Genomic DNA, 25818 nt, shown 5'->3' on the forward strand with positions numbered 1-25818 from the left:
GAAATTTATAATGCCTATGATTGGGGACCGTGTGAATGTTAAGTGAACAGACGAGATATTCTAGGCTTGCGAACATAACCAAAATAATAAATACAAAGTTAGAACTACGCGAAGTATTACAGCGGGTAACAATGGCAATATCCGAAGAGGTTGTTCAATGTAACTCTGTTGGTATTTATTTACCCCAGAAGGATGGAACATTCAGAGGGTTTGCAGGAAAACCAGAAGTTATAAATGGTATAACGCTTGATACGCAGGTAATAGATGTTGAAATAGACTTACTAGCCAAAGAAGTTATTGAAACTCAAAAAACCATCTACATCCCTGATACCTCAAAGGATAATCGACCGGATCCGAGATCAGTTGAAGCCTTCCAAATTAAATCCTTATTAGCTCTGCCTATTGCATTTGGGCACGAGTTGTTTGGTCTGGTTTTTTTATTTGATTATGGAACACCAATGAACTTAACAGAGTCAGAAATTCAAAGTGTTGAAGCTTATGTGAATATGGCTGCAGTCGCAATTCAAAACGCAAATAATTTAAAACAAAAAGAAAGCCTTATTGCTGAAAAGCAATTATTACTTAATGTTACACGTGACTTATCGATGTGTTCTTCTGTAGAAGAATGTCTCGATAAATGTTTTTATTACTTAGGAAAAGTTTTAGATAGCAAAAGTATTGCTGCACATCTCCTAGATCCGTTAGAAAAAACAGCAATTAGATTAACGAAGTTAAGTAAAGACTGTGAGTGGTCACAGGCAGATTGGGTTGAGAACTTTAATAGTATAAGAATTGAGCAAAGTTATGAAACCCTGATGGAAAAGGTTATTGAAACAAAAAGTGTAATTTCCGGCCCGAATGAAGAAAGTAAGTATCTACTTATGATTCCGTTGGTTTCAATGGGAGAAGTATTAGGGGTAATAGCAGTTGTTAATGTAGAAGGGAAAGCTAATAATTACGATAAATCTCAAATTCAACTAGCAAAATCTATAGTTGACGCCACAGCCCCTACGTTTTCAAACTTGTTATATATGGACCAACTTGAAAACATGGTGGAAGAGCGAACAAGCGAATTAGCTACTGCTAATGAAAAAGTCACGAGTGTTATTGAAAGTATTACAGATGGATTCTTTGCATTGAATAAAGAATGGGAATTTATCTACTTAAATAAACATCAATATATACCACAAAAGAAAACAGCAGAAGATGTATTAGGTAAGAATATTTGGAATGTCTTCCCGAAGAGTGTGGATACAGTCATGTATAAAGAATTTCATCGTGCAATGTCAGAGCGAGTATCAGTACATTTCGAATATCTCTCAACCTCTGATGATTATTGGTACGAAGTAGTCGCTTATCCGTATGACGAGGGGATCTGCTGTCTTTTAAAAAACATAACGGAAAAAAAGAAATATGAGCAAGAATTGAAAAGGTTATCAAATTTAGACTTAATAGGGCAAATGGCGGCAGGTATTAGTCATGAGATTAGAAATCCAATGACAACAGTACGAGGGTTTTTGCAGTTATTAAAAAAAGAAGGCGAATTTGAAAAACATAATGATTACTTTAATTTAATGATTGAAGAACTTGACCGGGCAAATTCTATTATTACTGAATTTCTTTCAATAGGTAATACAAGGACATCTGATTTAGAGATGTTAGATTTAAATTCAATTATTCGTGATATTACTCCTTTGATAAAAATCGATACATGTAATCAAAATAAACTTATTCAATTCGATATGAAAGACATCCCAGAACTACTTTTAAATCCTAATGAGATCCGACAATTAATAATAAACCTATATCGTAATGGCCTTGAAGCAATGAGCACAGGGAAAGTTCTATCCATCAGCACCTACAAGGAAAATGGAAATTGTGTAGTTCTTGCAATACGGGATCAAGGAGAAGGTATCAGTCCTCAGACAGTAGAGAAATTGGGTACTCCATTCTACACAACTAAGGATAATGGTACTGGATTGGGTTTAGGTATATGTTATGCCATTGTTGCCCGTCATAACGCAAAAATTGAAATTCAAACAGGGTCTGAAGGAACTACTTTTTTTGTTAAATTTGACACCTACATAGGACTCCGTTGAATTCGCTATGGTGTTAGGAGATGCCTTCACTCAGATTATAGAGGTATTCATTTGTTCAAGATTAAATTAAAGTTAATCATAAAAAACTACTTTAGATTTGTCGTGGAAGTAAAATTTGAAGTGTCGATCCAATGGTAACGGCAAACAAGAGCTTTACCCTTTGCAAGAAGCTAGGGTAAAGCCGTGGATTTTTGAGTGTTCCTATAGACGTTCGGCTTTACTATCTTTTAAATCGACTATAACTACTATATAATAGAAGTTATTCCGATCCATGAATAATTGTAAAAATTGAGACAGAAAAGATATGTGTCTAGGTCACTCCTTAGCTTGCTATAACGCCTAAGCAGGAGCGCCTACATCCTTTCTGCGAATACTAGGGTATAAAGGATGGTAAAAATGAGTAACCAAAAAACTAAAACAGACGTTATCTTAATTGGTGCCGGAGTTATGAGTGCGACTTTGGGGACAATGCTAAAAGAATTAGTACCAGAATGGAATATTAAAGTGTTTGAGAAGCTCGCAAATGCGGGGGAGGAAAGCTCTAACGAATGGAATAATGCAGGAACTGGCCATGCGGCTCTGTGTGAGCTTAACTACACCAGTGAAAAACCAGACGGATCTGTAGATATTAGTAAAGCTATAAAAATCAATGAACAGTTTCAGCTTTCAATGCAGTTTTGGTCATATCTTGTAAACAATAAGCTGATCAACAATCCGCAGGACTTTATCATGTCATTGCCTCATATGAGCATGGTACAAGGGGAACAAAATGTAGCATTTTTAAAGAAACGTTTTGAAGCGATGTCAAATAACCCGTTGTTCAAAGGGATGGAATTTTCCGCTGACCCAGAAAAATTGATGGAATGGATTCCGCTAATTATGCAAGGCCGCCCATCAAGTGATGCCATAGCAGCAACAAAAATCGACACTGGAACGGACGTCAACTTCGGTGCTTTAACGCGCATGTTGTTTGACCACTTACAGACTAAAAATGTCGATATCAATTACAAACATAGTGTTGATGCTATTAAGCGAACAAATGATGGCGCATGGGAATTGAAAGTGAAGAATGTCGATAGCGGTAGCATCGAACGCCATACTGCAAAATTTGTCTTTATCGGAGGCGGCGGAGGAAGTCTGCATCTACTACAAAAAACCGGTATTCCTGAAGGAAAACATATTGGTGGATTCCCAGTAAGCGGAATCTTCATGGTATGTAATAATCCGGATGTTGTGGCGCAGCATCACGCAAAAGTATATGGAAAAGCGCAGGTTGGCGCTCCACCAATGTCTGTTCCACATCTGGACACAAGATTTATCGACAATAAAAAGTCATTGCTATTTGGACCATTTGCCGGCTTTTCACCAAAGTTCTTAAAGACGGGTTCAATGTTAGATTTAATAACTTCTGTCAAACCAAATAATGTGTTGACGATGTTAGCCGCAGGCGCAAAAGAAATGTCATTGACAAAGTACCTCATCCAGCAACTTATGTTATCGAAAGAACAGCGTATGAAAGAGTTACAAGAGTTTATCCCGAATGCCAAAATTGAAGAATGGGATTTTGTAGTAGCGGGCCAACGTGTACAAGTTATCAAAGATACTGAGGCGGGCGGTAAAGGAACACTTCAATTTGGTACGGAAGTTATCACTGCTGCAGATGGATCGATTGCAGCATTGTTAGGCGCTTCTCCGGGTGCTTCTACTGCCGTACACGTTATGTTTGATGTCATTAAAAAATGCTTCCCGCAATATATCGAAGAATGGGAACCAAAATTGAAAGAAATGGTTCCCTCGTATGGCATGTCGCTAATGGAAAATCCAGAGCTTTTGCACGAAATGCATGCTTCAACAGCGCAGGCGCTTGGTCTAAGCGAAAACTTGCCGGACCAAAGCTAATTCTTTGGATATAGAAACAATCGAGATGAACTATAATATAGAACCTTTAATCTGTCTTTGGATTGAAGGTTCTTTTTTCAAGACCCCTTAGCTAGATGGTCACGGAGACCTTTGTCGTAAGTACAAAAAACAAACCACTCATAGGGAGTGAACAATATGATTACAAAAATCGGTCAAATTATGTTATATGTCAATAATCAAGATGAGACAGTGAAGTTTTGGACGGAAAAGGTAGGATTTAGCGTCATTTCAGAAGAAGATAATGGCCAAGGAATGAGGTGGATTGAAATCGCTCCAACAAAGGATGCGGAAACAACTATCATACTTCACAATAAGGAACTCATTGCTAAAATGCAGCCGGAATTAAATCTTCAAACACCTTCATTACTGCTTTTCTCAGAGAATCTTGATGAATTATACAGAGACTTTAAGGATAAACAGATCACAGTTGGAGACATGGTAACGATGCCTTCTGGCAGAGTATTTAATTTTGCGGATAATGAAGGAAATTACTTTGCGGTTTTGGAAAGAAAGTGAGCTTCTGACTAATGAAAAAATAAGTGCAAAAACGACTTAGAACATACTTCTTAGTCGTTTTTGTATTGGAATACTTCCTTTTATATTTATTTAACCCTTGAGAGAATTATGTGGTGTCTCCTACTCGATAAAGTACGGGTTTATTTTTGATAACTCTCCATTAAGCCTTCTATACGCTGTTTTACTTCAGGCCAATCCTCTTCTATTACGCTATACATAACCGTATGTCGCACCGTTCCATTAGGTCTAATCATATGATTACGTAAAACCCCTTCTTTTTTAGCACCAATCCGTTCAATAGCTTTTTGAGATTGGCTATTTTCATGACCTGTTTTAAGTTGTACTCGTTGAAACTGTAGTTGATTAAAGCAGTAAGATAGTAGCAAGTATTTACACTCTGTATTGATGTTTGTGCGCCAAAATGACGGATGCAGCCAAGTATGACCGATTTCTAACCGTTTATGTGCAGTGGAAATATCGAAAAATCGCGTAGAGCCAATTATTTCATTTGTTGCTCGAAGCACAATGACAAAAGGGTATTCCGTTCCTGTTTCCCGATTAACTAATGCCTGTTCAATATAGGTCTGTACGTCTTCTTTCGTTTTTAATGTATCCAACATATGCGTCCAAATACGCTCGTCTTGGCAATGTGCATATATGCCATCTACATCATTTTTGATCATTGGTCTTAAAACAACAGCATCTCCGTATAATTGAATAGTTTCCATGAACCATCACTCCTTTATTTCATTACACCTTAACTTTGATATGATTAGAAGTACCAAATAGCATAAAAGCAACCATACCAGAGGAGTGATTTTTATGGAGTTGTCATTCAATGGAGATGCCCCGTATTATCTTCAAATATATAGGCAAATTCGAGAAAAAATCATACAGCATCATCTTCTCCTACATACGAAGTTACCTTCAAAACGGCAACTTGCAAGGGATTTAGGTGTTAGTGTGCATACAATTCAGGAAGCATATGCTCAATTAATAGCTGAAGGTTATATCGAAAGTAAAGAGCGATCTGGTTACTTTGTTGCTGCTTATGATTATGAGCGCCTTGTTTCGAAACAACAGCAACTATATAGTGCAACCTCCGAAATTGTTGAAATTGACATTGACATCGACTTTCACTCAGGCAATGTAGCGAAGGATGTTTTTCCTTTTAAGACTTGGAAAAAGCTATTGAATCGACATATAGGAGATGCCTCATTTACCATGAGTCCTTGGCAAGGTGAATGGCGCCTACGCCAAGAAATTGCTGCCTATGTTCAACAATCCCGTGGTGTATCATGCGCGCCGAATCAAGTCTTCGTTAGTAGTGGTACACAGACACAATTGCATATGATTTGTCAGTTTTTCTATAAAGCAGCGTCTGTTGCTATTGAAGACCCGGGATTTATTCGTGCTAAAGCTGTTTTTGAACAACAGCGAATACCTTATGAGGCGATTCCTGTAGATGAATTAGGAGTGACTGTTCCGAGTAAACCACATCAGTTTCTCTACACAACGCCAGCACATCAATTTCCACTGGGGATGATTTTACCGATACAACGAAGAATTGAGTTAATTAATTGGGCCCATCAAAACAATGCTTACATCATTGAGGATGATTATGACGGCGAATTTCGCTATAAAGGAAAGCCTATACCCTCCCTTGCTGAGCTTGATGAAATGAAGAGAGTCATTTATTTTGGTACATTTTCAAAGACACTTATTCCATCTCTTCGTATGAGTTACTTTGTTTTGCCTATCAAGCTTGTAGAGCCATTTGAGCAGAAGTTTGCACTTCAAAAGTCAACGGTATCTCGAATGGACCAACTTACCCTTGCTGACTTTATGAGGGAAGATTATTGGAGACGACATCTCGATAAAATGCGGACGATTTATCGACAAAAACAGAGGACGATTTTAAAGGCAATTCATCACTATTTATCGCCTGAATATGAAGTTATCGGGGAGAGCTCTGGTCTGCATATCGTTTTAAAGTTACCTGCTGATTTAACGGAAGAAGATGCAATTGAATTAGCGAAAGTAATTCATATTCGTATTTATCCAGTTTCAAATTCTTACGTCAATGTAAAATTAACTAATTTAGTTTTACTCGGATATGGTGGGCTTTCTAATGAGGACATTACTCGTGGAATACAATTACTCGCAAAGGTTTGGCAGGAAAGATAGTAAGGGGCTATTCTTGTCGTGCATTCGCAACTATGAGCAAAATGTTTACCAAGCATTCTAGATAGGACAGGTTTAAATAAAGAGCTTCAAGGAAGGTTTGTCAATACGGGAAGACTGTGAGAGGATATAAGCATATAACGAATGGAGGAAATGAAATTATGCCTAATTTACCAAATTGTCCAAAATGTAATTCTGAATATACATACGAAGATGGTAATCTTTTTGTTTGCCCAGAATGTGCCCATGAATGGTCTTTAGGAGCAGAAGCTGAAAATAGTGAGGAAACAAAGGTTTATAAAGATTCAAATGGAAATGTCTTGAACGATGGTGATTCTGTAACAGTCATCAAAGACCTTAAAGTAAAAGGAAGTTCATTAGTCGTTAAAAAAGGTACAAAAGTAAAAGGAATACGGTTAATTGACGAGGACCATGACATTGATTGTAAAATTGATGGTATTGGAGCTATGAAATTAAAAACGGAATTTGTTAAAAAGTTATAAGTTACTTTTCACTTCAAAGTACTTGGCTGTACACATAGAAAAAGCTAGGCGACGAGAGCCTAGCTTTTTTTTATCATTTATCACATCTGTTGATTGACTATTTTCTTGCACAAGATACTGGTAAGATAGGTGCAAAATCCTTAATTTGGACTAGTTCGTTTCCGGCTCGCTTTCGGATAAAATAATCACGACAGTTTTACCGAGGGACAAGTGTGGCTAGAAGGGACTTCGTCACTTCTAGCCCCACCCTTGGGGAGGAATTGCAGTTCATTCCTCCTAGGTCATCTTGTAGCGATTAGTTACCTGTCGCGTACCTACAACGTTCAAGTGAAAATTGCAGTTGCTTGGAAAATAAGAATAGATGACTTTTCACAGAAGTTATTAGTGCCCGAAGATACAATTTTGGGCACGTTTGCACGTTGTCCAATGCGTTCCTTAATTGCTTTTAGCAAACATCATATGATGCCCTATGGAAAGTGACACTTCTTTAAATTTTTTTTAAAAAAATCCTATAGAGAGGAATTGAGCAGCCCAAATTGTATCTTTGGCAGTCTTTATCCAGATAAGAAACCACTAATCTTCTGGTCCAAAAAGCTTTAGAACTTCGTGTGAAGCCAATGAAAAAGTTCTTTTTTATAGAAAGAACTAGTTGATTGTAGTGAAGAGCGGCGACTCCAGCGGGAACAGCGCGAGCTGAAGACCCCGCAGGAACGCAGTGACGAGGAGGCTGAAGCCGTGCCCGCGGAAAGCGTCCGCTCGAAACGGAAATCAACGGGATTGAAGGAAATCGTAATTTTTCAGTGCCCTCCTTCGTGTACCTTTGACTTTGGGGAGCGACTGATGAACGACCACCATACTGATTACCGAAAAAGCTCAATAGGGATGCGACGAAGTCGCATCCCTATTGAGCAAGATATCTCGGTACTGGTATAGGAGTCGTTCAATCCAAAGAGATCTAAAAGCAACTGTACTCAGGACACTTAGTGTTTGAGTAATTTTTATTTTGTGAAGTTATCGAAATAGCCTTGTATAAAGACGATAGGTGTACCTTTATCTCCGCTTCCTGATGTTAAATCAGATAGAGAGCCAATAAGGTCGGTAAGTTTTCTTGGTGTAGTACCTTGTGCTTCCATTGCTCCTACAAGATCATCGTCTTTATCGGTAATGAATTGTGATATAGCTTGTTTAAGGTCATCGCCTCTTAAATCGGCAAAGTTATTGTCGGCAAGATATTTTAATTTTATTTCATTAGGTGTACCGTCAAGCCCTGGTGTGTAAGCTGGTGATACGACTGGATCCGCAAGTTCCCATATCTTACCGACTGGATCTTTAAACGCTCCATCTCCGTAAATCATGACTTCAATATCTTTGCCAGTCTTTTCTTTGAGTATATGCTGTATGTTATCAACGACAGGTTGGCAATTACGTGGGAACAGTTTTACATCATCTTCAGTTGATTTATTTGACCCAAGCAGCCCATAATCTTCGTTATAACCGCTACCATCCATAGACTCGGCTAATATGTCATCGAGGCTATAAACGCTAATGCCACCATTTGCTTTTAATATTTTTTTAGTTCTAAATCTCGTGTGTATATCACAAGTAAGAACATGTTTTGTGTAATCTAAAATCGTTTTTGGACTGTTTGAGAATATAACTTCACATTCAATACCGTATTCTTCAACTAATGATTTATAGTAATCAATATAATCAATACCAGTAAAAGCATGTTTATTATAACCAAAATGGCCGCGGAACTGTTCTTCCGTTAAAACGTCTGTCCAAGGGTTAATTCCTTTTTCATCAAGCATGTCCAGATCCACAAGGTGATTCCCAACTTCATCAGAAGGATAGCTAAGCATTAAAACAACTTTTTTAACGCCTTTTGCAATACCTCGAAGGCAGATTGCAAAACGATTACGACTTAAAATAGGGAATATTACTCCAACAGTTTCTTCTCCGAACTTTGAACTAACGTCTTTAGCAATATGATCAATCGTTGCATAATTCCCTTGAGCTCGAGCAACAATGGATTCTGTTATAGAAACAATATCTTTATCATTAAATGTAAAGCCTTCAACTTCGGAAGCTTTTAACACACTTTCTACTACTATATCCTCAATATTATCTCCACGATTTATTATTGGGCAACGGAGGCCTCTTGCAACTGTTCCAACTATTCTTTCCAATGGAATCGCTCCTTAATATTACAAAGTATATTTATATTAACTAACTTTCTATCTGTACTATACAACGCATTAGTGGTATAAGTAAAATTAATATAACAAATGGTCGGTATAAGGGGTGCTTATGTGGTTAGTAAATTAGATTTATATAAAATATTTTGTCAAGTAGGAAAAAGCGAGAGTTTTTCCAAGGCTGCAAAAGATCTTTATATGACGCAACCAGCAGTTAGTCAGGCAATCATGCAGTTGGAAAGGGAATTAGATACACGTCTTTTTTATAGAAGTCCAAAAGGCGTATCTCTGACAAATGAAGGTAGTCTGCTATTTGAATACGCCAATTCGGCTATTAATTTAATTCATGTCGGAGAAGAAAAGATTTTAGAATTTAAAAACTTAACGACAGGTGAATTAAAGATAGGTGTAGGAGATACAATTTCAAGGTATTTTCTACTTCCCTATTTGGAGGCTTTTCACATTAGATATCCAAATATAAAATTTACGATTGTAAATGGTACGACATTGGAACTCTGTTCGATTTTAAAATCAGGTGGAGTAGATGTTGCTGTTTGTAACTTCCCGATTGACGATCCTACATTAGAACTGAAGCCATGTATTGATATCCAGGATACATTTGTTTATGGGGAAAGGTTTAAGAAAATATTGGCTAAACCCTTAAGCCTACATGAATTAGTCAAGCTTCCATTAATTTTTCTTGAATCGAAATCAAACTCGAGAAAGTATGTAGAGGATTATATGATTTCTAAAGGTATAAAGATTTCACCGGAATTTGAATTAGGTTCACATGACTTATTATTAGAGTTTGCTAAAATAAATTTAGGGATAGCGTGTGTAACAAAAGAGTTTTCTCAAGAGTATTTAAATAAAGGATTGTTATATGAAGTACAATTAAATGAAAAGATACCGACGAGAAGTATAGGCGTATGCTTTTTAAAAAGTGTACCATTATCACGAGCCTCAACAAAATTCGTTGAGATTGTAGAAGGCAAACAGCTGTAAATTACTTTTCACCAATACCCGATACCCACATTTATTAACGGTTAGATTGGAACTTCTGATATAACGGAAATAGTCCTAATCACGACATCACTCGCTTCTGTTGACCGAGATAATGCAAAAGCTCCATAAAAAGTGCAGCCAAAATCCCCATTAGCATGCCGTTCGAAAGGATTGGGCGTATAAGCTGTGGAATCGTTGTAAAGGCCGTTGCCGGTAATGTCATAATCGATAGTCCTAATAACACCGGTAAAGCGATGCGATAGACTGTAGTGGGTTCGAATCTCAGGCCTTCTATGTTGCGAATTGCTGAGCGGAACAGCTGTAAATAAGCAACAAACAGTACTGTGTTACCAACGCTATGCGGAATTGTTGAGAAAAAGGCACTTAACTGTGGAACCGATCCCAAGAGGATGAATAACATGGATCCTACAAAAAACGGTGCTCTTTCGCGAATTCCAGTTGACTGCAAAAATCCTAATGATGAAGCGTAGGGTGCATAGGGGACGAGTCCAAGCACGCCTGAAGCTGTCGACAACATCCCTGTTAGGAAGAAGGAGGCACGGTACTGCTTGGGAGTTGTCTCCTGTTCAAAAACATCTTCTGCCCCTTTCAATGTGGCAATCGTATTCGTAGTGTTTAATAATCCAGTAATGACCACCGTAATGACGATGCCCCACTCAAAAGCGGGTTGCCCCCAAGGAAACCAGGTAAGGAAAGGGGTCGTTTTAATTGTCTCTGTTACTTCCGCAGGAAACAGCAGGGCGGCAGCAATCCATCCGACTGTCATTCCGATGAGCAAATTCAAGCTGCTAATAATTCCTTTTCCTTTTACATGGATAAGGATCGTCAGTGCGGCGAGAGTAAATGAAAAACAGGCGACTTTTACATCTATAGAATCACCTATATTGAGGCCAATCATTCCTTTTAGAAAAATAGTGATGAGCTGATTAGCTAGTAATAGGAGAAAAACAAACATTACGATTGGTGTAAACCATTTCTTTAACACTTCTCCCATACCCAAAATACCGAAAACTGCGACAATAATGCCCGAAATTATAACCCCAACTGCAATGCTGCCACCAATCGTAGTTAGTTCGAGATTCATCGTACTGGCCGTAGCAGCCAAGCTTAGGATGACGCCCCACCACAGTCCAGATTGACCCTCCATTAATGCTAAACGATGCCCGATAAGCCCTTGCAGCATACAGGCCACTCCTGTGAAGATGAAGGAGCGTTGAATGGCGGATACAATTTCAATGGATTCCAACTGAAAAGCACTGCCGACAGAAATAGGAATAACGACTGTATTGGCAAACATAAAGAACAGCCACTGAAATCCCGCTAGTAAAGTGATAGACGCCCCTACTGACTTAGTTTTCATTCAATCCGCTCCTCTATAAGTAGCTCTTAATTCTTTTATATCTTCAACCAATTTACTGCCAATTGTAGTTGAAAGAATATCGTATACAGGGTACAGTTCCTTTATCCATTCCTGTTTTTCAAAATCACTTAGTTCATGAATCTGAATAGATGAGTTACGTTTGATAAGTTCAAGTTGCTCTTCGTTCATTAGTATAGAATGCCGGTCGTTCCAGGCAGTTGTCTCATCCATAGCTTCAAGTAGGATTTGCTGAGTGTTTTTTGTTTGCTGATCCCAGACTTTTTGATCCATCATCACGACGTAACCTAGGTATCCATGATTACTGATCGTCAAATGTTTTTGAACGTTATAGAACTTTTTAGAATGGATATTTGAAATCGTGTTCTCTTCGCCATCAACATGTCCGGCTTCGATTAAGTTATAGGTGGAATTAAATGATTCTTGTTGCGCCTTAGCGCCTAATAGATCATATTGGGCTTGAATGACATCACTTTTCATAATCCTGATTTTTTGCCCTTTTAGATCTTGTGGTGTAACAATAGGGCCTTTGTTTGATGTGATTTGTTTAAAACCATTGGACCAGTGGGCGAGTCCAATAATGCCATTTTTTTGTAATGAGTTTAGCAGGTGTTCACCGATAGGCCCATGTATTCCTTTGTGAATAGCTTCATGATTAGGGAAGGCGAATGGTAGATCGAGAACACCCCATTCAGGAGAAAGTACTCCAAGTTTTGAGGTGGAGGTAGCTATTATATGTACTTGCCCTTCTTTTAAGGCATTAATATCATCTATATCAGAAAACAAACTTCCGTTTGGGAAGACGACGATCTTTATATGACCATTTGATTTCTCATTAACGAGCTCAGCAAACTTGTCGGCTGCACGTCCTTTCGGCGTATTCTCGGCAACAACATGGCTAAATTTAAAAATGATTTGATCACTGAGTCCTTCCTGATCATCGTCATAAACAAGTTCATCATGAGGAAATAGATTATAGTATCCTAAAACAATAGCAATACCAGTACCTAAAAGGAGCATATAAACAAATATGTTTTTCACCGTAAGCCTCCTATTACTTCGTTAGTGTAAGCATACTCAGAAAATTGCGATTCGTAAAGATGAATAGTAGGAAAGGGGAACTGAAAATGAGACAATTGCCTATACGTTGGAAAATTATGACTTTATCTTATGCAGTAGTTATCTTTTCATTGTTGATCGGCGGAATTGTCATCATTGCTAACATTCAACAAAAAGAGGAAAAAGAATTAAGAATCAGATCTATGAACACGGCACGAACTGTAGCTGAACTATCAGATATAAGAAAAGCAGTCCAAGAACCAATAGGGTGGAAAATAGTGAACCCCGTTGTCGATGAAATAAGACTCATTAATAATACGGATTATGTTGTTGTCATGAATATGGATGGAATTCGGTATTCTCATCCTGTAAAGGAAATGCTAGGAAAACCCTCGACAGGTGAGGATGAAAAGCCGGCTTTTGCGGAGCATATCTATTTTTCGAAGGCAGAAGGAGAGATTGGTACCGTTATTCGGGCATTTGTACCGATTAAGGATTCAGACTTAAACCAAATCGGTGTTGTCGTCGTTGGCAATAAAATCCCGAGTTTTATTGAAATTATGGGCGATTTAACAACAGACATTCTTATAATTGTTGTATTAACATTATTATTTGGTTTGATAGGTTCAGCAATGCTTGCTAATCATATTAAAAAACAAATGTTTCAGTTGGAGCCATATGAAATTAAGAGAATGCATGAAGAAAGAACAGCTACTTTTCATTCAATGAATGAAGGCGTTATTGCAATCGACAATAAAGAAATTATTACGATATTTAATGAGAAAGCAAAGATGATATTTAATGTAAAAGGAAATTTTATAGGTCAACCAATTCGCGATGTACTGAAGGACACAAGGCTTCCTGAAATTGTTGAAAGAAATAAGGCGGTATATAATGAGGAGATAAAGGTAAGCGGAAAAGTGATCGTAAGTAATCGTATACCGATTAAAAAGGATAACGAATTAATTGGTGCTGTAGCAATCTTTCAGGATCGTACAGAAGTGACTAAGCTTGCCGAAGAATTAACAGGTGTCAAAAACTTTGTAGAGGCATTGCGGGTTCAAAGCCATGAACATATGAACAAACTTCATACGATAGCTGGTCTAATTCAGCTCGGGAAACCTGAAAAAGCGTTGCAACTTGCTTTTAATACATCGGAAGAGCAAGAAAATGTAACAAGTTTTCTGAATGAAAAAATTAAAAATGATGCAGTTGCAGGTCTCCTTTTAAGCAAAGTAAGAAGGGGAAAAGAATTAGGGATTACTGTTGAGGTTGATCAAAATAGTTATTTTGCCGCCTTTCCCAATCAACTAGACCAACATGACTTTGTTGTGTTATTAGGTAATCTACTAGAAAATGCTTTTGGGGCGTTCGATCAAATTGAGACTGAGGATAAAAGAATTGATATTAGTTTTGAACAGTCAGCTTACGTGTGTGCCGTATTGGTTGAGGATAATGGATCTGGCATGAGCGAAGAATACCTACCAAGACTTTATGAAAAAGGATTTACGATGAACAAATCTGAAGGTACCGGTTACGGGCTTTTTTTGATAAAACAGATCGTTGATAAAGGGAGAGGCAAAATTGACCTTTCATCCCAACAGGGTGAAGGAACTTCAATCATTATTACCTTCCCAATGGAAGTGGAGGATGAGTTGTATGACGTGTAAAGAAGAAATAAAGGTACTACTGATTGAAGACGATCCAATGGTTCAAGAAGTAAATAGAGAGTTTATTGAAAGTATAAAAGGATTCCGAGTAGTGGCCGTCGCTAGTAATGGCGAAGAGGGAATTAGACTTTTGAAAGAATTAAGTCCAGATCTTGTAGTATTAGATATTTATATGCCAAAAAAAGACGGGATCAAGACGTTACAAGAGTTCAGAAAACAAAAATTGGAGGCAGATGTGATTGTCGTATCTGCCGCTAAAGACAGCGAAACAATTAAGCTTATGCTTCAAAATGGTGCGATGGATTATATTATTAAGCCATTTAAAATTCAGCGAATTCAGCAGGCATTGGAGAAATATCGGAAATACAGGACAAGCTTGAATGCATCTGAAGTGATCTCACAAGAACAGCTTGATTTACTGATTTACTCCGAGCATTCAAAGAAAATCACAGGCAACAATTTACCAAAAGGTTTGAATGAATTCACCTTAAATGAAATTACGATGTATGTTCAGAACCAAGACGGTCCGCGCTCCGCCGAAGAGGTGGCAGGTGCAATCGGAATAGCTAGAGTGACTGCTCGCCGCTATTTAGATTACCTGGAAAAAAGCGGTGGCATTACCCTCGATGTCCAATACGGAGGGGTTGGAAGACCTATAAATCGTTATGTATCCAATCAGCAAAAAAAGTAAGACCAAAAAGACCAAAATAGCCGTTATGACCATAAACTTCTCACACCCTACTGAAAGCGCTATCATTTGTATTAATTAGTAATGATGAAGTATTCAGTTTAAAGGGGGATTAAAGGTGAGAATATTTAAGAATTTAACCGTTCAAGTAGTAATCGCAATTGTGATTGGGGTAGTAGTGGGGCTCGTGTGGCCAAACGTCGGAAAAGAAATGAAGCCACTAGGAGATACTTTTATAAATGCTGTGAAAATGGTCATAGCCCCTATTATATTCTTAACGATTGTACTTGGGATCGCGAAAATGGGAGATATGAAAAAGGTTGGTAAAGTTGGTGGTAAGGCTCTTATTTACTTCGAGGTTGTTACAACATTAGCGCTTGTTATTGGGTTAATCGTTGTTAATCTTGTAAAACCAGGAGCAGGACTCAACTACAATGAACTTGAAAAAGGCGATGTATCAAAATATACTGCTGAAGGTGGACAAAGTATTAACTGGATTGAGTTTGTCACTCAGATTGTTCCTTCTAATATGGTCGATGCGTTTGCAAAAGGCGATATTCTACAAGTGTTATTCTTCTCCATTTTATTTGGTGTAGGCCTTGCCGCTCTTGGCGAGAAGGGCAAATTGGTTATAGAGTTCATGGATAAACTCTCGCTCGTCTTCTTTAAAATTATAGGTTATATCATGAGGGCAGCCCCGATTGGCGCATTTGCAGCGATGGCATATACAATTGGTCATTACGGGCTGACTTCACTGGTACCACTGGGTAAATTAATGATGTCAGTCTATATTACAATGTTTTTATTCATCTTTGTCATATTAAATATCATTTGTAAGATGAATGGATTTAGCTTATGGAATTACCTGAAATTCATCAAGGAAGAAATACTAATCGTCTTAGGTACAAGTTCTTCAGAATCTGTTCTGCCAAGAATGATGGATAAGATGGAGCGTTACGGAGCATCAAAATCTGTTGTTGGCCTCGTAATCCCGACAGGTTATTCCTTTAATCTTGATGGTACATCTATTTATCTTTCAATGGCGGTCGTCTTTTTGGCGCAAGTGTTTGGTGTCGACTTAACACTAGGACAACAAATTACAGTAATATTAATATTAATGTTAACCTCTAAGGGAGCTGCGGGCGTTACAGGCAGCGGATTCATCGTTTTAGCTTCAACTTTAGCGGCATTACAAATCATTCCTCTTGAAGGGTTAGCATTGCTTCTTGGTGTGGATCGTTTTATGAGTGAAGGACGTGCGATTGTGAATTTAATCGGAAACGGAATCGCTACAATGGTAGTGGCGAAAAGTGTTAATGAATTTGATACAACGAAACATCTGGAAGCTATTTCCGAAATGAAAGCCACCAAGAAGGCTGGGCAAGTAGCTGTATTGAACTCGACGCTTAAGTAAGGATGGAGAATGATAGTAAGGCATATAACGCTAAATTAACCACAATAGCAAAGAGTATATATGTTGAACAATTGGATACCTAAATAAACTGAGCGAAGGCGCCTTATAAGGAGTAGCCGATGCCCCAGGACTGGCGGCGAAGCTACTTGGCTTAGGGCGGGAGGCATCCCCGAGCGCTGTAGCGGATTTAAAGGGAATCTTTATTTCAACTTATCTAGAATAAAAAACTTGGGCATGTTTTCAAAATGTCCAAGTTTTTTTCGGGTGTTTTGATACAATGGGTATAAACAAGTTGGGAGAAATGGCTATGTATGATAAAGAATGCGATCGGTTACTGCGCATTAATACTGTTGGAGTGCGTGAATGGCTGCATCAGTCCTCTCATTATAACCGCTACGAAGCGACACCCTATAAGGCATTGGATGATTTTTTTGAGGTCTATGAATTAAAGAAAACCGACAGATTAGTGGATTTTGGGTGTGGCAAAGGCAGGCTGCCATTTTATATACATAATCGATGTGGTGTTTCGGTTACAGGCATTGAAATGAGTGGGCAACTGTATCAGGAAGCACTTGAAAACCAAGCAAGTTATATGCAAAAAGTCAAACGGTCAAACACGTTCATCAGCTTTGAATGCTGTCTGGCAGAGGAATATGAAGTGGAGGCGGAGGATAACCGGTTTTATTTCTTCAATCCTTTTTCAATCCAGATTTTCATGACGGTTATTGCTAACGTTCTACGGTCAGTCGACCAGCACAAGCGATCTGTAGATATTATCCTTTACTATCCAACAAGTGATTATATTGAGTTCCTTGAAACGAGCACTCCTTTTGAGCTGATAAAGGGAGTAAAGGTGTCCAGCATGCATGAAAAAGACCCCAACGAACTTTTTTTGGTGTTTCGACTTGGAGATTAATCCGACAAAAAGTAAAGCCACGTTCCAGGCGGAACGTGGCTTTACTTTTCTCTTATAGATGAAGTATTTCGTTATTTTTAAAAAGCTTTAGGAGTATTCGTTGTTAGTAAGTTGCGAAGATCTTTTAAAGCAGAAACGCTCGATAATGAAATGGAAACTTTCATTTCTTGAAGGATATTCTCCAATACTTTTTCAACGCCTTTTTGTCCATCTACCGCTAATCCGTACACGAATGGCCTGCCGATTAAAACTGCATCAGCCCCCAGTGCAATTGCTTTGACAACATCTGTGCCTCGACGAACTCCGCTATCTAATAGTACAGGAATTTCACCTCCTACCGCTTCTACGATTGCTGGTAGAGCATCAATACTAGTAATAACCCCGTCAAGCTGACGCCCGCCGTGGTTTGAAACGATAATGCCATCAATGCCGTTTTCGATAGCGAGCTTTGCATCTGCCGGATGTAAAATCCCTTTTAAGAGGATTGGCAAGGACGTTCTTTTCTTTAACTCCATGACTTTGGCCCAACTAAGTGTAGGGTGGTAAACATTATCCAGTATCCCTTGAATGATGGAGTCAAAATCGTTAGTTGGAATGGAGGACAAAAATACCGGATCTGTTTCATAGTTCGCTTTGCCGAATCCTAGTTTCAAAGGGGAATATTGATTGCGTACGTCCTCTTCACGCCATCCCATCATCACTGTGTCAACTGTTAAGACAATGGCCTCAAAACCAGCTTCCTCGGCTCTCTTGACCATGCTATAACCAATTTCATCGTTAGTGCTTGACCAGTAGAGCTGAAACCATTTTGGACTGTCGCCAGTAGCTTCTGCAACCTCCTCAATTGAAAAGCCAGATACTGTACTTTGAATGAATGGAATGCCAAGCGTGGCTGCTGCTTTAGCAGTAGCAATCTCGCCCTCTTCATGTGCGATTTTTTGCATGCCCACAGGTGCAATTAATAGAGGAGAAGGATATGTATGGCCGAATAATTTTACAGACGTGTCCAATGTAGAAACATCATTTAGAAATCGGGGGACAATGGAATATTTTGAAAAAGAGGAGACGTTTTTTCGCAACGTCTCTTCACCACCCGCCCCAGATTGGATATAGCCGAATGCACCAGCGGGCATCTTTTCTTTAGCAGCCGCTTCCAATTCTTTGAATGAAACCGGAAATGATTCATCAGGTGTGATGTTTTGTAATAGTAAGTCGTTGTTTCTAGTTAAAGTCAAATCGATTCATACCCTTCATAAGGAAATTGGCTTTCTTTTAATAAAAAACACTTGAATCTTTGAAATAAGTTTTACTAGCTGGCCGCTCTTCTAAGAAGTTTTTCATAGAATTAATAATAGTAGTAATCGTATATTCATTTGAAATTAAAGTCAATCGCGATTTATTTAAAATAGTCTAAAAGTACAGGCGGTCTATGCTGCATGAATAAAACAACAATGGGTCACGTCTGTTGATTAACCATTTATTCGAATAAAATACTGGTGAGCAGGGCTTAAAATAATCCTTTTTCACTGGATCATTTCCGGTTCGCTTTCGGCGAATTAATCACGACATATTTACCGTGAGGCAAGTGTGGCTAGAAGTGACTCCGTCACTTCTAGCCACACTTTTTTCAGTAATCCTGTTGCGAATAGTTGCATGTCGCATTCCTACATATCTAGACGTCCCGGTAATCGTATAGAAGTCACTCTATCCAAAGCAGTCCAAAGTCAACTATACACATAGCGCCCAGTAGGTGATCACGTTACTCACTGGTTACTTTGGTTAATCAACAGACATGACAATGGGTTTTATTTATAAACAATGCATTGCCTTCTCGGCTTCATCCCACGGGACGGAATAGCCTTTTCCTTTGGTCAAGAAAATGGAAGTGGATGAGTATTCGGGATCCGCTTCTTTGTTATAACCGATTTCTTCAATGACTTGTTCCTGGTTATGACAGCGGTCATAGCCCCCGAATAACAGGCTAAGCGTTCCTTTACCGTGGGTGAATGAAGCAAAGACGGTGCTGTAATTCATAAAAGTAGCAACTGGCACACGCCCTTTTACAATAACTTTTTCGCCAATTGTTTCTGGTGCGTCAAAGCTGCCATGTGCTTGTTGAATGTCTGACAGCACTCTTCCCATATTATCCAAGTCCACTTTTATTTTGAAATCGTAGTAGGGTTCGAGCAACGTATTGGGTACTTGTTCTAAACCTTGTCGCAGAGCCCGGAAAGTAGCCTCTCTAAAGTCACCTCCAGATGTGTACTCGTTATGACTTCGTCCTGTCAGTAACGTTACTTTGACATCTGTAAGAGCTGAGCCGGTTAATAACCCATGATGCTCTCGTTCGAATAAATGGCCGCGTACTACGTTTTGGTGACCAATAAGTAAATCGTTTGCATGGCAGACGTTGTCGAACTGTATGCCACTATTCCTTTCGGTTGGTTCAATTAAAAGATGTACTTCCGCGTAATGCCTTAAAGGTTCAAAATGACCATAACCCGTTACGGATGTTTCAATGGTTTCCTTATACAGGATTTTAGGTTCACCGAAGGAGACTTGAATCGAAAAACGCTCGTTAACAATTTGTTGGAGTACTTCGAGCTGGATGACGCCCATAACGTGAACATGAATTTCTTGAAAATGTTCATCCCAGAAGACGCGCAAAGAAGGATCCTCCGCATCGAGTAGGTTAAAACATCGAAGTACTTCTTTCACATGGATGGCAGCGTCGAAAATAACTTTTGACTTAAGGGTAGGCATCATGTCAAAGGTCGCTTTTTCTTCTAGTGCTCCAACGCCATCACCAATGGCCGCTTGCGTTAATCCAGTAACGGCGAACAGTTCACCGGCATGAACATGATCGATTGCTTTGAACTTATTACCGTTATAAACGCGTATCTGTGTCACTTTCTCCGTGTAATCTCCGTAATTCACTCCATCCCTGACGCTTAGCGTACCGCTTAGTGATTTAAGGAAAGTGACCCTGTTACCACTGTCATCATGGCGGATTTTATAGACCTGTGCAGCGAAATCACTATCATCATCGTAAGAAGTTGTTGTCAATAAATCGAGCTTCTCGAAAAACGCCATGACACCAATGTCCTTGAGTGCAGAACCGCTGGAGAGGGCGAAGATTTTATTGTCGCTAATCATTTTCTTTAATGTTGCAAGCCACAAATCGTTGTCGTAACCTGATTCCAAATAGGTCTCAAGAAGTGCTTCATCACGTTCTGCGATAAATTCAATGAGTTCATCTTCCATAATTCCTTCATTGAAAGAGGATGTAAGGTCACAGATGTCTTCCGATAGATTGGTGCGAATTTCATGGAGTACACTTGCAATGTCGGTTCCTTCACGGTCCGTTTTATTGATGAAAAAGAATGTAGGTACCTGATGTTTGCGGAGCAGTTGCCACACGGTTTCCGTATGACCTTCCACGCCATCGCTTGCGCTAATGATAATAATGGCATAATCCATTACTTGAATAGCGCGTTCCATTTCAGGAGAAAAATCGACGTGTCCAGGTGTATCGATAATGTAGTAGGTAGATCCGTTATAGGAAATGGATGCCTGGTCTGCAAAAACCGTAATACCTCTTTCTTTCTCAATTGTATGGCTATCGAGGAAGGCGTCTTTATGGTCCACGCGCCCTCTTTGTTTAATGCTTTTTGTATGATAAAGCAGTTGTTCAGAAAAAGTTGTTTTTCCTGCATCTACATGTGCAAGTATGCCAATTGTTTTATACATGATGTCACTCCTGTCCGATTCTTGCTACTACCAGTAGTATAGCAAATCTGAATTGGGCGAATGACCTTAAATAGGTGTTATACTGTAAAGACAAACTGAATGTGAAGGAGGAATCAGATTTTGAAATATTCAAGAACGAAAATGGAACAGCTTGTAAAGAATGATAAAGAGCTGTCAAAACGTCTGAAACAGATAATGGCAGAGCTTGACTTAGAGAAGAGTTTTGCTTTGAAAGCGTTGTATCATGCGGATGTAAAAGACGGTGGTACGCATCAGAGGAATTATCAGGAACTGTAAGTACATTAAAAGCGTGGAAAGTCTATTATGACTGCCACGTTTTTTTTGATGCCTTTTTCACTGGATCATTTCCAGTCCGCTTTCGGCGAACTATTTATAACATCTTTACCGATGGGCAAGTGTGGCTAGGAATTGCAGTTCATTGCTCCTAGATAATCCTGTCGCATCCCTACACATCAAGACATCTCGGTAATCATATAGAGGTCGTTCAATTCAAAGCAATCCAAAGTAATTGTACAAGAAGCGGCTATATATGTTGAATTAAAGAATCCTATTGAATCAGTTGTGGTGCTCAATAATGAGAGAGCTGTTATTCGGGTTGTGGATTGTAGATCGCTTGGCGCTTTGGGGATGCCTTTGCCGCGCCTTCGCTAGGTTGTATATTTTCGAGAGAAATGTAATTTTGAGATGTATATGGCGAGATTGTAAGGTGATTACTAGTTGATATTATATAAATTGAAATAAAGAATTCCATTGAACCGCTACGGCGCTAGGAGATGCCTCCCGCCATAAGCCAGATGAGGTATTCTTTAACCTATCTGGAATAACCTCTTGGCATTAACTGTATAATTTCTGCAAAGAACGCAGAAATTATACAAACCGAACTCTTCGTTGTTCGGTTGGCTACCCCTGTTAAGGCGCCTTCGCTCAGTATATATACCGGATTCAACATATATAATTATAGTCAAGAAATCCACAATCCAGGTTGCAGATTTCATCCCAGATAATGAAATGCGTTATCTCACATAGACCACCCAGCGCAGGCGCGTCTTCGTGGTAGCCGGAGCGATAAGACTGAAAGCGGTCTCCTTTCTGGCTTATCGCGGGAGGCATCCACAAAGCGTCGAAGCGGTATTGGCAGGAATTCTAATTTGCTCTAAGTATTGGGGCTTTTTCAGTGGCCTCTCAAAAGCCCTTGTAAAGCATATACGCCGTATTCATTTGTTCAACATATATAGTGTTGGATTCAGTTATTTACTGGTTGTTTTTTTAAGCTTAATCTTCTGGTGAACCGATTACTTCGTGTTTGATTTCATCGAATGCTTTTTGGAGGTTACGTGAATAAAGTTTTTTTACCTCTTCGTTTATAGACGTTGTTTTTCCAATCTGTTCTTCGTAATAAGAATAGGTTGAAGACAGTGATTGTGATTCGCTTATGATGAGATTTGTCATTAAGACATGTTTGAATGCGTCCAGATAATATTCTTTTGTTCCAAGTTTCATTGGCTAAAATCCCTTTCTTTTATGGAAATAAAAAAGCATCTTCCTAGTTAAACGTAAGGAAGATGCTAGTATGCGTAAATTTGTATGGTCGCTTGTTGCCGTAACGAATGGTTCGTAAACAGAAGTACACTATTGACTGCACAGTGAAATAAGAGGTATTGAGTCCTCTTATGTTTCTTTTGTATTACGTTCTTTCGTACGGCGGCTTTTACAAGAAATTGCTCGATCATAGCCGCACTTAACACCTCCTATCCGCGTAGGGAATTGGTGTGTACTGAAATAGGCAGGTCTCCTGGCTCATGATCATCGCGTTCTTTTCCCTTCCCATTCGTAACGAACAGTGGATTTGAAAAGAGTACTCCCATTTACAGTTGCGGGACAGCGTCGGTTTTTCACCGAACTTCCCTTTTAAGCTTTTATACAAACGTAAAAAAGCACCTAATTTCTACACGTTATTCAGTTGTGCTTTTACTATAACATACATATTGTCTGACTTAACACGATTGCTAAACAAGGGGTTCATTAATGGCCCATTACCGCAAATTTGGACAAGAAAATGTCTATCCCTCTTACTATAATCAAGCTGGGGGGATAGAAAATGAATAAAATAAAAACAAAAGATCCATATCGAGTTTACATTTCTACATGCTTCTTATCACAATTATTTTTCACATTTATATTTACGGTGAACTTGTTGTACCATGTGCAAACTGTAAAGCTTGATCCGCTTCAACTTGTGTTAATTGGGACCGTTTTGGAGCTTTCCGTTTTTCTTTTTGAGATTCCAACTGGGGTTGTTTCGGATTTGAAAAGTCGGAAGTTATCTTTAATAATTGGGTATATATTAATAGGAATCGGTTTTTTAATTGAAGGGGTATTTCCCTATTTTGTAACAGTGCTAGTGGCTCAAATTGCATGGGGGATTGGCTATACCTTTACTAGCGGCTCTCAGCAAGCCTGGATTGCAGATGAAATAGGGGAGGAACGTGCTTCACTGGCATTTATAAAAGGGGCAAAGGCCGGTAATCTTGGCCAAATTATAGCTATTCCGCTCAGTATTTTAATGGGCTATTTTATGATTAACCTACCAATCATTATCGGCGGGCTATGTATGATTGGATTAGCCGTCTATTTAATGATTTTTATGAAAGAAGAAAACTTCAAACCGTTAGATAAAGAAGGAAGAATATCTACGCTGGGAAGTATGAAGGAGAATATGGGCAATATTATTTCCTATTCCAAAGCGAGCTTCATCATAAGGATGCTATTTCTCATTGCTTTATTTATTGGGTTTTATAGTGAAGGTTTTGACCGATTATGGATCGCTCATTTTTTGGAGGTCTCAAATATATCTTCGTTAACGATTGAGAAGTTAGTTGTGATAATGGGGGGAATTCAGTTCATTGTCGTGCTTATTTCCTTTGCAGCACTCCATTTTCTGAATCGAAGTGCTATCCACCAAAATCTAAGGCAGATTTATGTTGTTCTTTTTGTGGCCAGCTTCTTCATCGTCATTTCATTAATTGGCTTTGCGTTCTCAACGTATATGATCAGCTTGCTGATTTTTTATGTAATCATTCAAGTGACAAGGCAAGTCATGTATCCATTAGAGGATATTTGGCTTAATAAAATTATTTCTGATTCCTCTGTACGTGCAACATTCTTTTCGGTTAAGGGACAAGTGGACGCTATTGGTCAAATTGGAGGTGGTCCGGTAATTGGGATTATAGCATCGAGCTTTACGATAAAAATTGCTATCATTGTTAGTGCCATTTTGTTAACTCCTGTATTACTTTTATATAAAGTTGTCTTAAACAAGTCTAGAGAGTGAATCGATCACTCTCTATTTCTTTCTTTGATCGGCAAGTAAATTTCCATATATATTTTTTCATAATCCCAGTCATGACAGTGTTCATCGTAATATTCAAAGTCATAGCTTGTTTCATCGACTTCATAAAGAGATTGAGGTAGCCAATCTTCTAAAATATAGAGCCAAGTTCCCTTGATGGAAGAGACAAACTGTTCGACTTCAACAAGTGGAGTCCTAAAAACTGCATAAGTAGCATCTGGAATTTGCAGTTTTGTCAGTCCAGCAGGTAGTTGAACATCTCGATCATAATTTACCGCGAATAAATAAGTAAATCTATCTTCTATTTCGACGCTACTAAGATTGATACAATATTCTCCATGTTTTTTTGGAGATAGTGCTTCGTACAGAGTGCTTTCGATTGATTCATCCGGGGAAATTCTTTGGTCCCAAAAGGCAGGTGCATCTCTTGTGTAAAAGACATTTTCGATAACACTCTCAAATGTTTTACCGGCAATAGTAAAAGCTGGTTTCTGAACAATTTTCGGTTGCATAACAATGCCACCTACTTTTTTTTGCCTAAGGCTCAAAAGGTCAATTTTTTGAGGCAATGATAGCGGACAGTGGAGCCTATATAAGCTTGGTGGACTGCCAAAATATTTCTTGAAAGCCTTTGTAAAGCCAGAATGCGTTTCAAATCCATAGTCTAATGCAATTTGAATTATTTTTTCGCCTTTTACTAATTCATATAACGCGTATTGCAGTTTTCTTTTTAAAACATAGTCCATAATTGTATAACCAACATGGTTATTAAAAATTCTATAAAAATGATAAGGAGAATAACCAACCAGTTTAGCTAGTTCCTCAGGTTTAATGTCCTCTTTAATATGGTCCTCCACATAATCGATTACATGCTGCAATAAAATTAACTGTTGGATATCAATCGCCTGCCTCTTTGCTCTATAAAATAGCTAATCATCCCTAACAGAGGGAACTGTCCTATAGCAACTCTATCATTTAGAAGGGGAATGTGAATACAATTTTTGGGCTATAGGGACTCTTTTTTATTTTGGTAATACGTTATAAAAATAGGATAATCAAAGTTTGAGAAGTTATTTTACTATGATCCAAGATTTGAATGAAAGTACAACAGGCACATGATGCATCCT

The 25818-nt window shown here is 38.6% G+C and carries 20 protein-coding genes and 1 riboswitch; of the genes, 12 read left to right on the top strand and 8 right to left on the bottom strand.

What is annotated here, in order from left to right; translation table 11 throughout:
- Positions 1-35 precede the first annotated feature (35 nt).
- The 3 genes from MKX62_RS07800 (at position 36) to MKX62_RS07810 (ending at position 4535) form a co-directional block, all read left to right on the top strand.
- On the top strand, positions 36-2099 hold the full coding sequence (locus tag MKX62_RS07800; protein WP_340741142.1) for a GAF domain-containing sensor histidine kinase: 2064 nt from the start codon (positions 36-38) through the stop codon (positions 2097-2099).
- Between the two features lie 396 nt (positions 2100-2495).
- Positions 2496-3998 carry a malate:quinone oxidoreductase gene (locus MKX62_RS07805; protein ID WP_340741143.1) on the top strand — a complete coding sequence of 501 codons (1503 nt, stop codon included), beginning with the start codon at positions 2496-2498 and terminating at the stop codon, positions 3996-3998.
- A 156-nt stretch (positions 3999-4154) separates the two neighbouring features.
- On the top strand, positions 4155-4535 hold the full coding sequence (locus MKX62_RS07810) for a VOC family protein (protein WP_067204165.1): 381 nt from the start codon (positions 4155-4157) through the stop codon (positions 4533-4535).
- Positions 4536-4675: 140 nt separating this feature from the next.
- Here the strand turns inward: MKX62_RS07810 and MKX62_RS07815 are convergent, their stop codons facing one another.
- Entirely contained in the window at positions 4676-5263 is a 588-nt protein-coding gene (locus MKX62_RS07815; RefSeq protein ID WP_340741144.1) for a GNAT family N-acetyltransferase, read from the bottom strand.
- Between the two features lie 94 nt (positions 5264-5357).
- On the opposite strand from MKX62_RS07815, the gene pdxR reads away from it, so the two are divergent.
- Positions 5358-6722, top strand: coding sequence for a MocR-like pyridoxine biosynthesis transcription factor PdxR (gene pdxR, locus MKX62_RS07820; RefSeq protein ID WP_340741145.1), 1365 nt, complete (start codon positions 5358-5360; stop codon positions 6720-6722).
- A 158-nt stretch (positions 6723-6880) separates the two neighbouring features.
- Positions 6881-7222: a zinc ribbon domain-containing protein YjdM gene (locus tag MKX62_RS07825; protein ID WP_067204173.1), complete on the top strand. Its 342-nt coding sequence runs from the start codon at positions 6881-6883 to the stop codon at positions 7220-7222.
- Between the two features lie 998 nt (positions 7223-8220).
- Here the strand turns inward: MKX62_RS07825 and MKX62_RS07830 are convergent.
- On the bottom strand, positions 8221-9411 hold the full coding sequence (locus MKX62_RS07830) for a coenzyme F420-0:L-glutamate ligase (RefSeq protein WP_187046297.1): 1191 nt from the start codon (positions 9409-9411) through the stop codon (positions 8221-8223).
- A 123-nt stretch (positions 9412-9534) separates the two neighbouring features.
- Between MKX62_RS07830 and MKX62_RS07835 the strand changes: the two genes are divergently transcribed.
- Complete coding sequence (locus MKX62_RS07835; RefSeq protein WP_067204177.1) at positions 9535-10425, top strand: LysR family transcriptional regulator; 891 nt, start codon at positions 9535-9537, stop codon at positions 10423-10425.
- A gap of 79 nt (positions 10426-10504) precedes the next feature.
- On the opposite strand, the gene MKX62_RS07840 is transcribed toward MKX62_RS07835, so the two are convergent.
- Together MKX62_RS07840 and MKX62_RS07845 are read right to left on the bottom strand one after the other, a co-directional pair.
- The gene (locus MKX62_RS07840; protein ID WP_340741146.1) at positions 10505-11806 is read right to left on the bottom strand and encodes a uracil/xanthine transporter; all 1302 of its coding nucleotides are present in this window, start codon (positions 11804-11806) and stop codon (positions 10505-10507) included.
- Entirely contained in the window at positions 11807-12865 is a 1059-nt protein-coding gene (locus tag MKX62_RS07845; RefSeq protein ID WP_445683524.1) for a DctP family TRAP transporter solute-binding subunit, read from the bottom strand.
- 86 nt (positions 12866-12951) lie between these two features.
- Between MKX62_RS07845 and MKX62_RS07850 the strand changes: the two genes are divergently transcribed.
- The 4 genes from MKX62_RS07850 to MKX62_RS07865 all read left to right on the top strand — a co-directional run bounded on the left by MKX62_RS07850 (position 12952) and on the right by MKX62_RS07865 (position 17571).
- Entirely contained in the window at positions 12952-14553 is a 1602-nt protein-coding gene (locus MKX62_RS07850) for an ATP-binding protein (protein WP_399629970.1), read from the top strand.
- Entirely contained in the window at positions 14543-15244 is a 702-nt protein-coding gene (locus MKX62_RS07855) for a response regulator (RefSeq protein WP_187046300.1), read from the top strand. The genes MKX62_RS07850 and MKX62_RS07855 overlap by 11 nt, the downstream gene beginning before the upstream one ends.
- Positions 15245-15359: 115 nt before the next feature.
- Positions 15360-16655 carry a C4-dicarboxylate transporter DctP gene (dctP, locus tag MKX62_RS07860; RefSeq protein ID WP_067204191.1) on the top strand — a complete coding sequence of 432 codons (1296 nt, stop codon included), beginning with the start codon at positions 15360-15362 and terminating at the stop codon, positions 16653-16655.
- 307 nt (positions 16656-16962) lie between these two features.
- Positions 16963-17571, top strand: coding sequence for a class I SAM-dependent methyltransferase (locus MKX62_RS07865; RefSeq protein ID WP_187046301.1), 609 nt, complete (start codon positions 16963-16965; stop codon positions 17569-17571).
- 77 nt (positions 17572-17648) lie between these two features.
- Here MKX62_RS07865 and MKX62_RS07870 read toward each other — a convergent pair whose 3' ends face one another.
- Together MKX62_RS07870 and MKX62_RS07875 are read right to left on the bottom strand one after the other, a co-directional pair.
- Positions 17649-18806, bottom strand: a complete 1158-nt coding sequence (locus MKX62_RS07870) for an alpha-hydroxy-acid oxidizing protein (protein WP_340741147.1) — start codon at positions 18804-18806, stop codon at positions 17649-17651.
- 574 nt (positions 18807-19380) lie between these two features.
- Positions 19381-21321 carry a translation factor GTPase family protein gene (locus tag MKX62_RS07875; protein ID WP_340741148.1) on the bottom strand — a complete coding sequence of 647 codons (1941 nt, stop codon included), beginning with the start codon at positions 21319-21321 and terminating at the stop codon, positions 19381-19383.
- A 120-nt stretch (positions 21322-21441) separates the two neighbouring features.
- Here MKX62_RS07875 and MKX62_RS07880 point away from each other — a divergent pair, with 120 nt between their 5' ends.
- Positions 21442-21618: a hypothetical protein gene (locus MKX62_RS07880; RefSeq protein WP_187046304.1), complete on the top strand. Its 177-nt coding sequence runs from the start codon at positions 21442-21444 to the stop codon at positions 21616-21618.
- 996 nt (positions 21619-22614) lie between these two features.
- Here the strand turns inward: MKX62_RS07880 and MKX62_RS07885 are convergent.
- Positions 22615-22842, bottom strand: coding sequence for a hypothetical protein (locus MKX62_RS07885; protein ID WP_067204199.1), 228 nt, complete (start codon positions 22840-22842; stop codon positions 22615-22617).
- Positions 22843-23107: 265 nt separating this feature from the next.
- Positions 23108-23299: riboswitch (cobalamin riboswitch) on the bottom strand.
- Positions 23300-23440: 141 nt separating this feature from the next.
- On the opposite strand from MKX62_RS07885, the gene MKX62_RS07890 reads away from it, so the two are divergent.
- A complete protein-coding gene (locus MKX62_RS07890) occupies positions 23441-24673 on the top strand; it encodes an MFS transporter (protein WP_340741149.1) in 1233 nt (410 codons plus the stop codon).
- Positions 24674-24678: 5 nt separating this feature from the next.
- Here MKX62_RS07890 and MKX62_RS07895 read toward each other — a convergent pair whose 3' ends face one another.
- Positions 24679-25569: an AraC family transcriptional regulator gene (locus MKX62_RS07895; RefSeq protein WP_340741150.1), complete on the bottom strand. Its 891-nt coding sequence runs from the start codon at positions 25567-25569 to the stop codon at positions 24679-24681.
- Positions 25570-25818 lie beyond the last annotated feature (249 nt).

It is taken from the genome of Sporosarcina sp. FSL K6-5500 (assembly GCF_038005665.1).
Classification (GTDB): Bacteria; Bacillota; Bacilli; order Bacillales_A; family Planococcaceae; genus Sporosarcina; species Sporosarcina psychrophila.

Coding starts and splice junctions, on each gene's coding strand:
- MKX62_RS07800 (WP_340741142.1), top strand. CDS start 36: ATGTTAAGTGAACAGACGAGATATTCTAGGCTTGCGAACATAACCAAA.
- MKX62_RS07805 (WP_340741143.1), top strand. CDS start 2,496: ATGAGTAACCAAAAAACTAAAACAGACGTTATCTTAATTGGTGCCGGA.
- MKX62_RS07810 (WP_067204165.1), top strand. CDS start 4,155: ATGATTACAAAAATCGGTCAAATTATGTTATATGTCAATAATCAAGAT.
- MKX62_RS07815 (WP_340741144.1), bottom strand. CDS start 5,263: ATGGAAACTATTCAATTATACGGAGATGCTGTTGTTTTAAGACCAATG.
- pdxR (WP_340741145.1), top strand. CDS start 5,358: ATGGAGTTGTCATTCAATGGAGATGCCCCGTATTATCTTCAAATATAT.
- MKX62_RS07825 (WP_067204173.1), top strand. CDS start 6,881: ATGCCTAATTTACCAAATTGTCCAAAATGTAATTCTGAATATACATAC.
- MKX62_RS07840 (WP_340741146.1), bottom strand. CDS start 11,806: ATGAAAACTAAGTCAGTAGGGGCGTCTATCACTTTACTAGCGGGATTT.
- MKX62_RS07850 (WP_399629970.1), top strand. CDS start 12,952: ATGAGACAATTGCCTATACGTTGGAAAATTATGACTTTATCTTATGCA.
- MKX62_RS07855 (WP_187046300.1), top strand. CDS start 14,543: ATGACGTGTAAAGAAGAAATAAAGGTACTACTGATTGAAGACGATCCA.
- MKX62_RS07865 (WP_187046301.1), top strand. CDS start 16,963: ATGTATGATAAAGAATGCGATCGGTTACTGCGCATTAATACTGTTGGA.
- MKX62_RS07875 (WP_340741148.1), bottom strand. CDS start 21,321: ATGTATAAAACAATTGGCATACTTGCACATGTAGATGCAGGAAAAACA.
- MKX62_RS07885 (WP_067204199.1), bottom strand. CDS start 22,842: ATGAAACTTGGAACAAAAGAATATTATCTGGACGCATTCAAACATGTC.
- MKX62_RS07890 (WP_340741149.1), top strand. CDS start 23,441: ATGAATAAAATAAAAACAAAAGATCCATATCGAGTTTACATTTCTACA.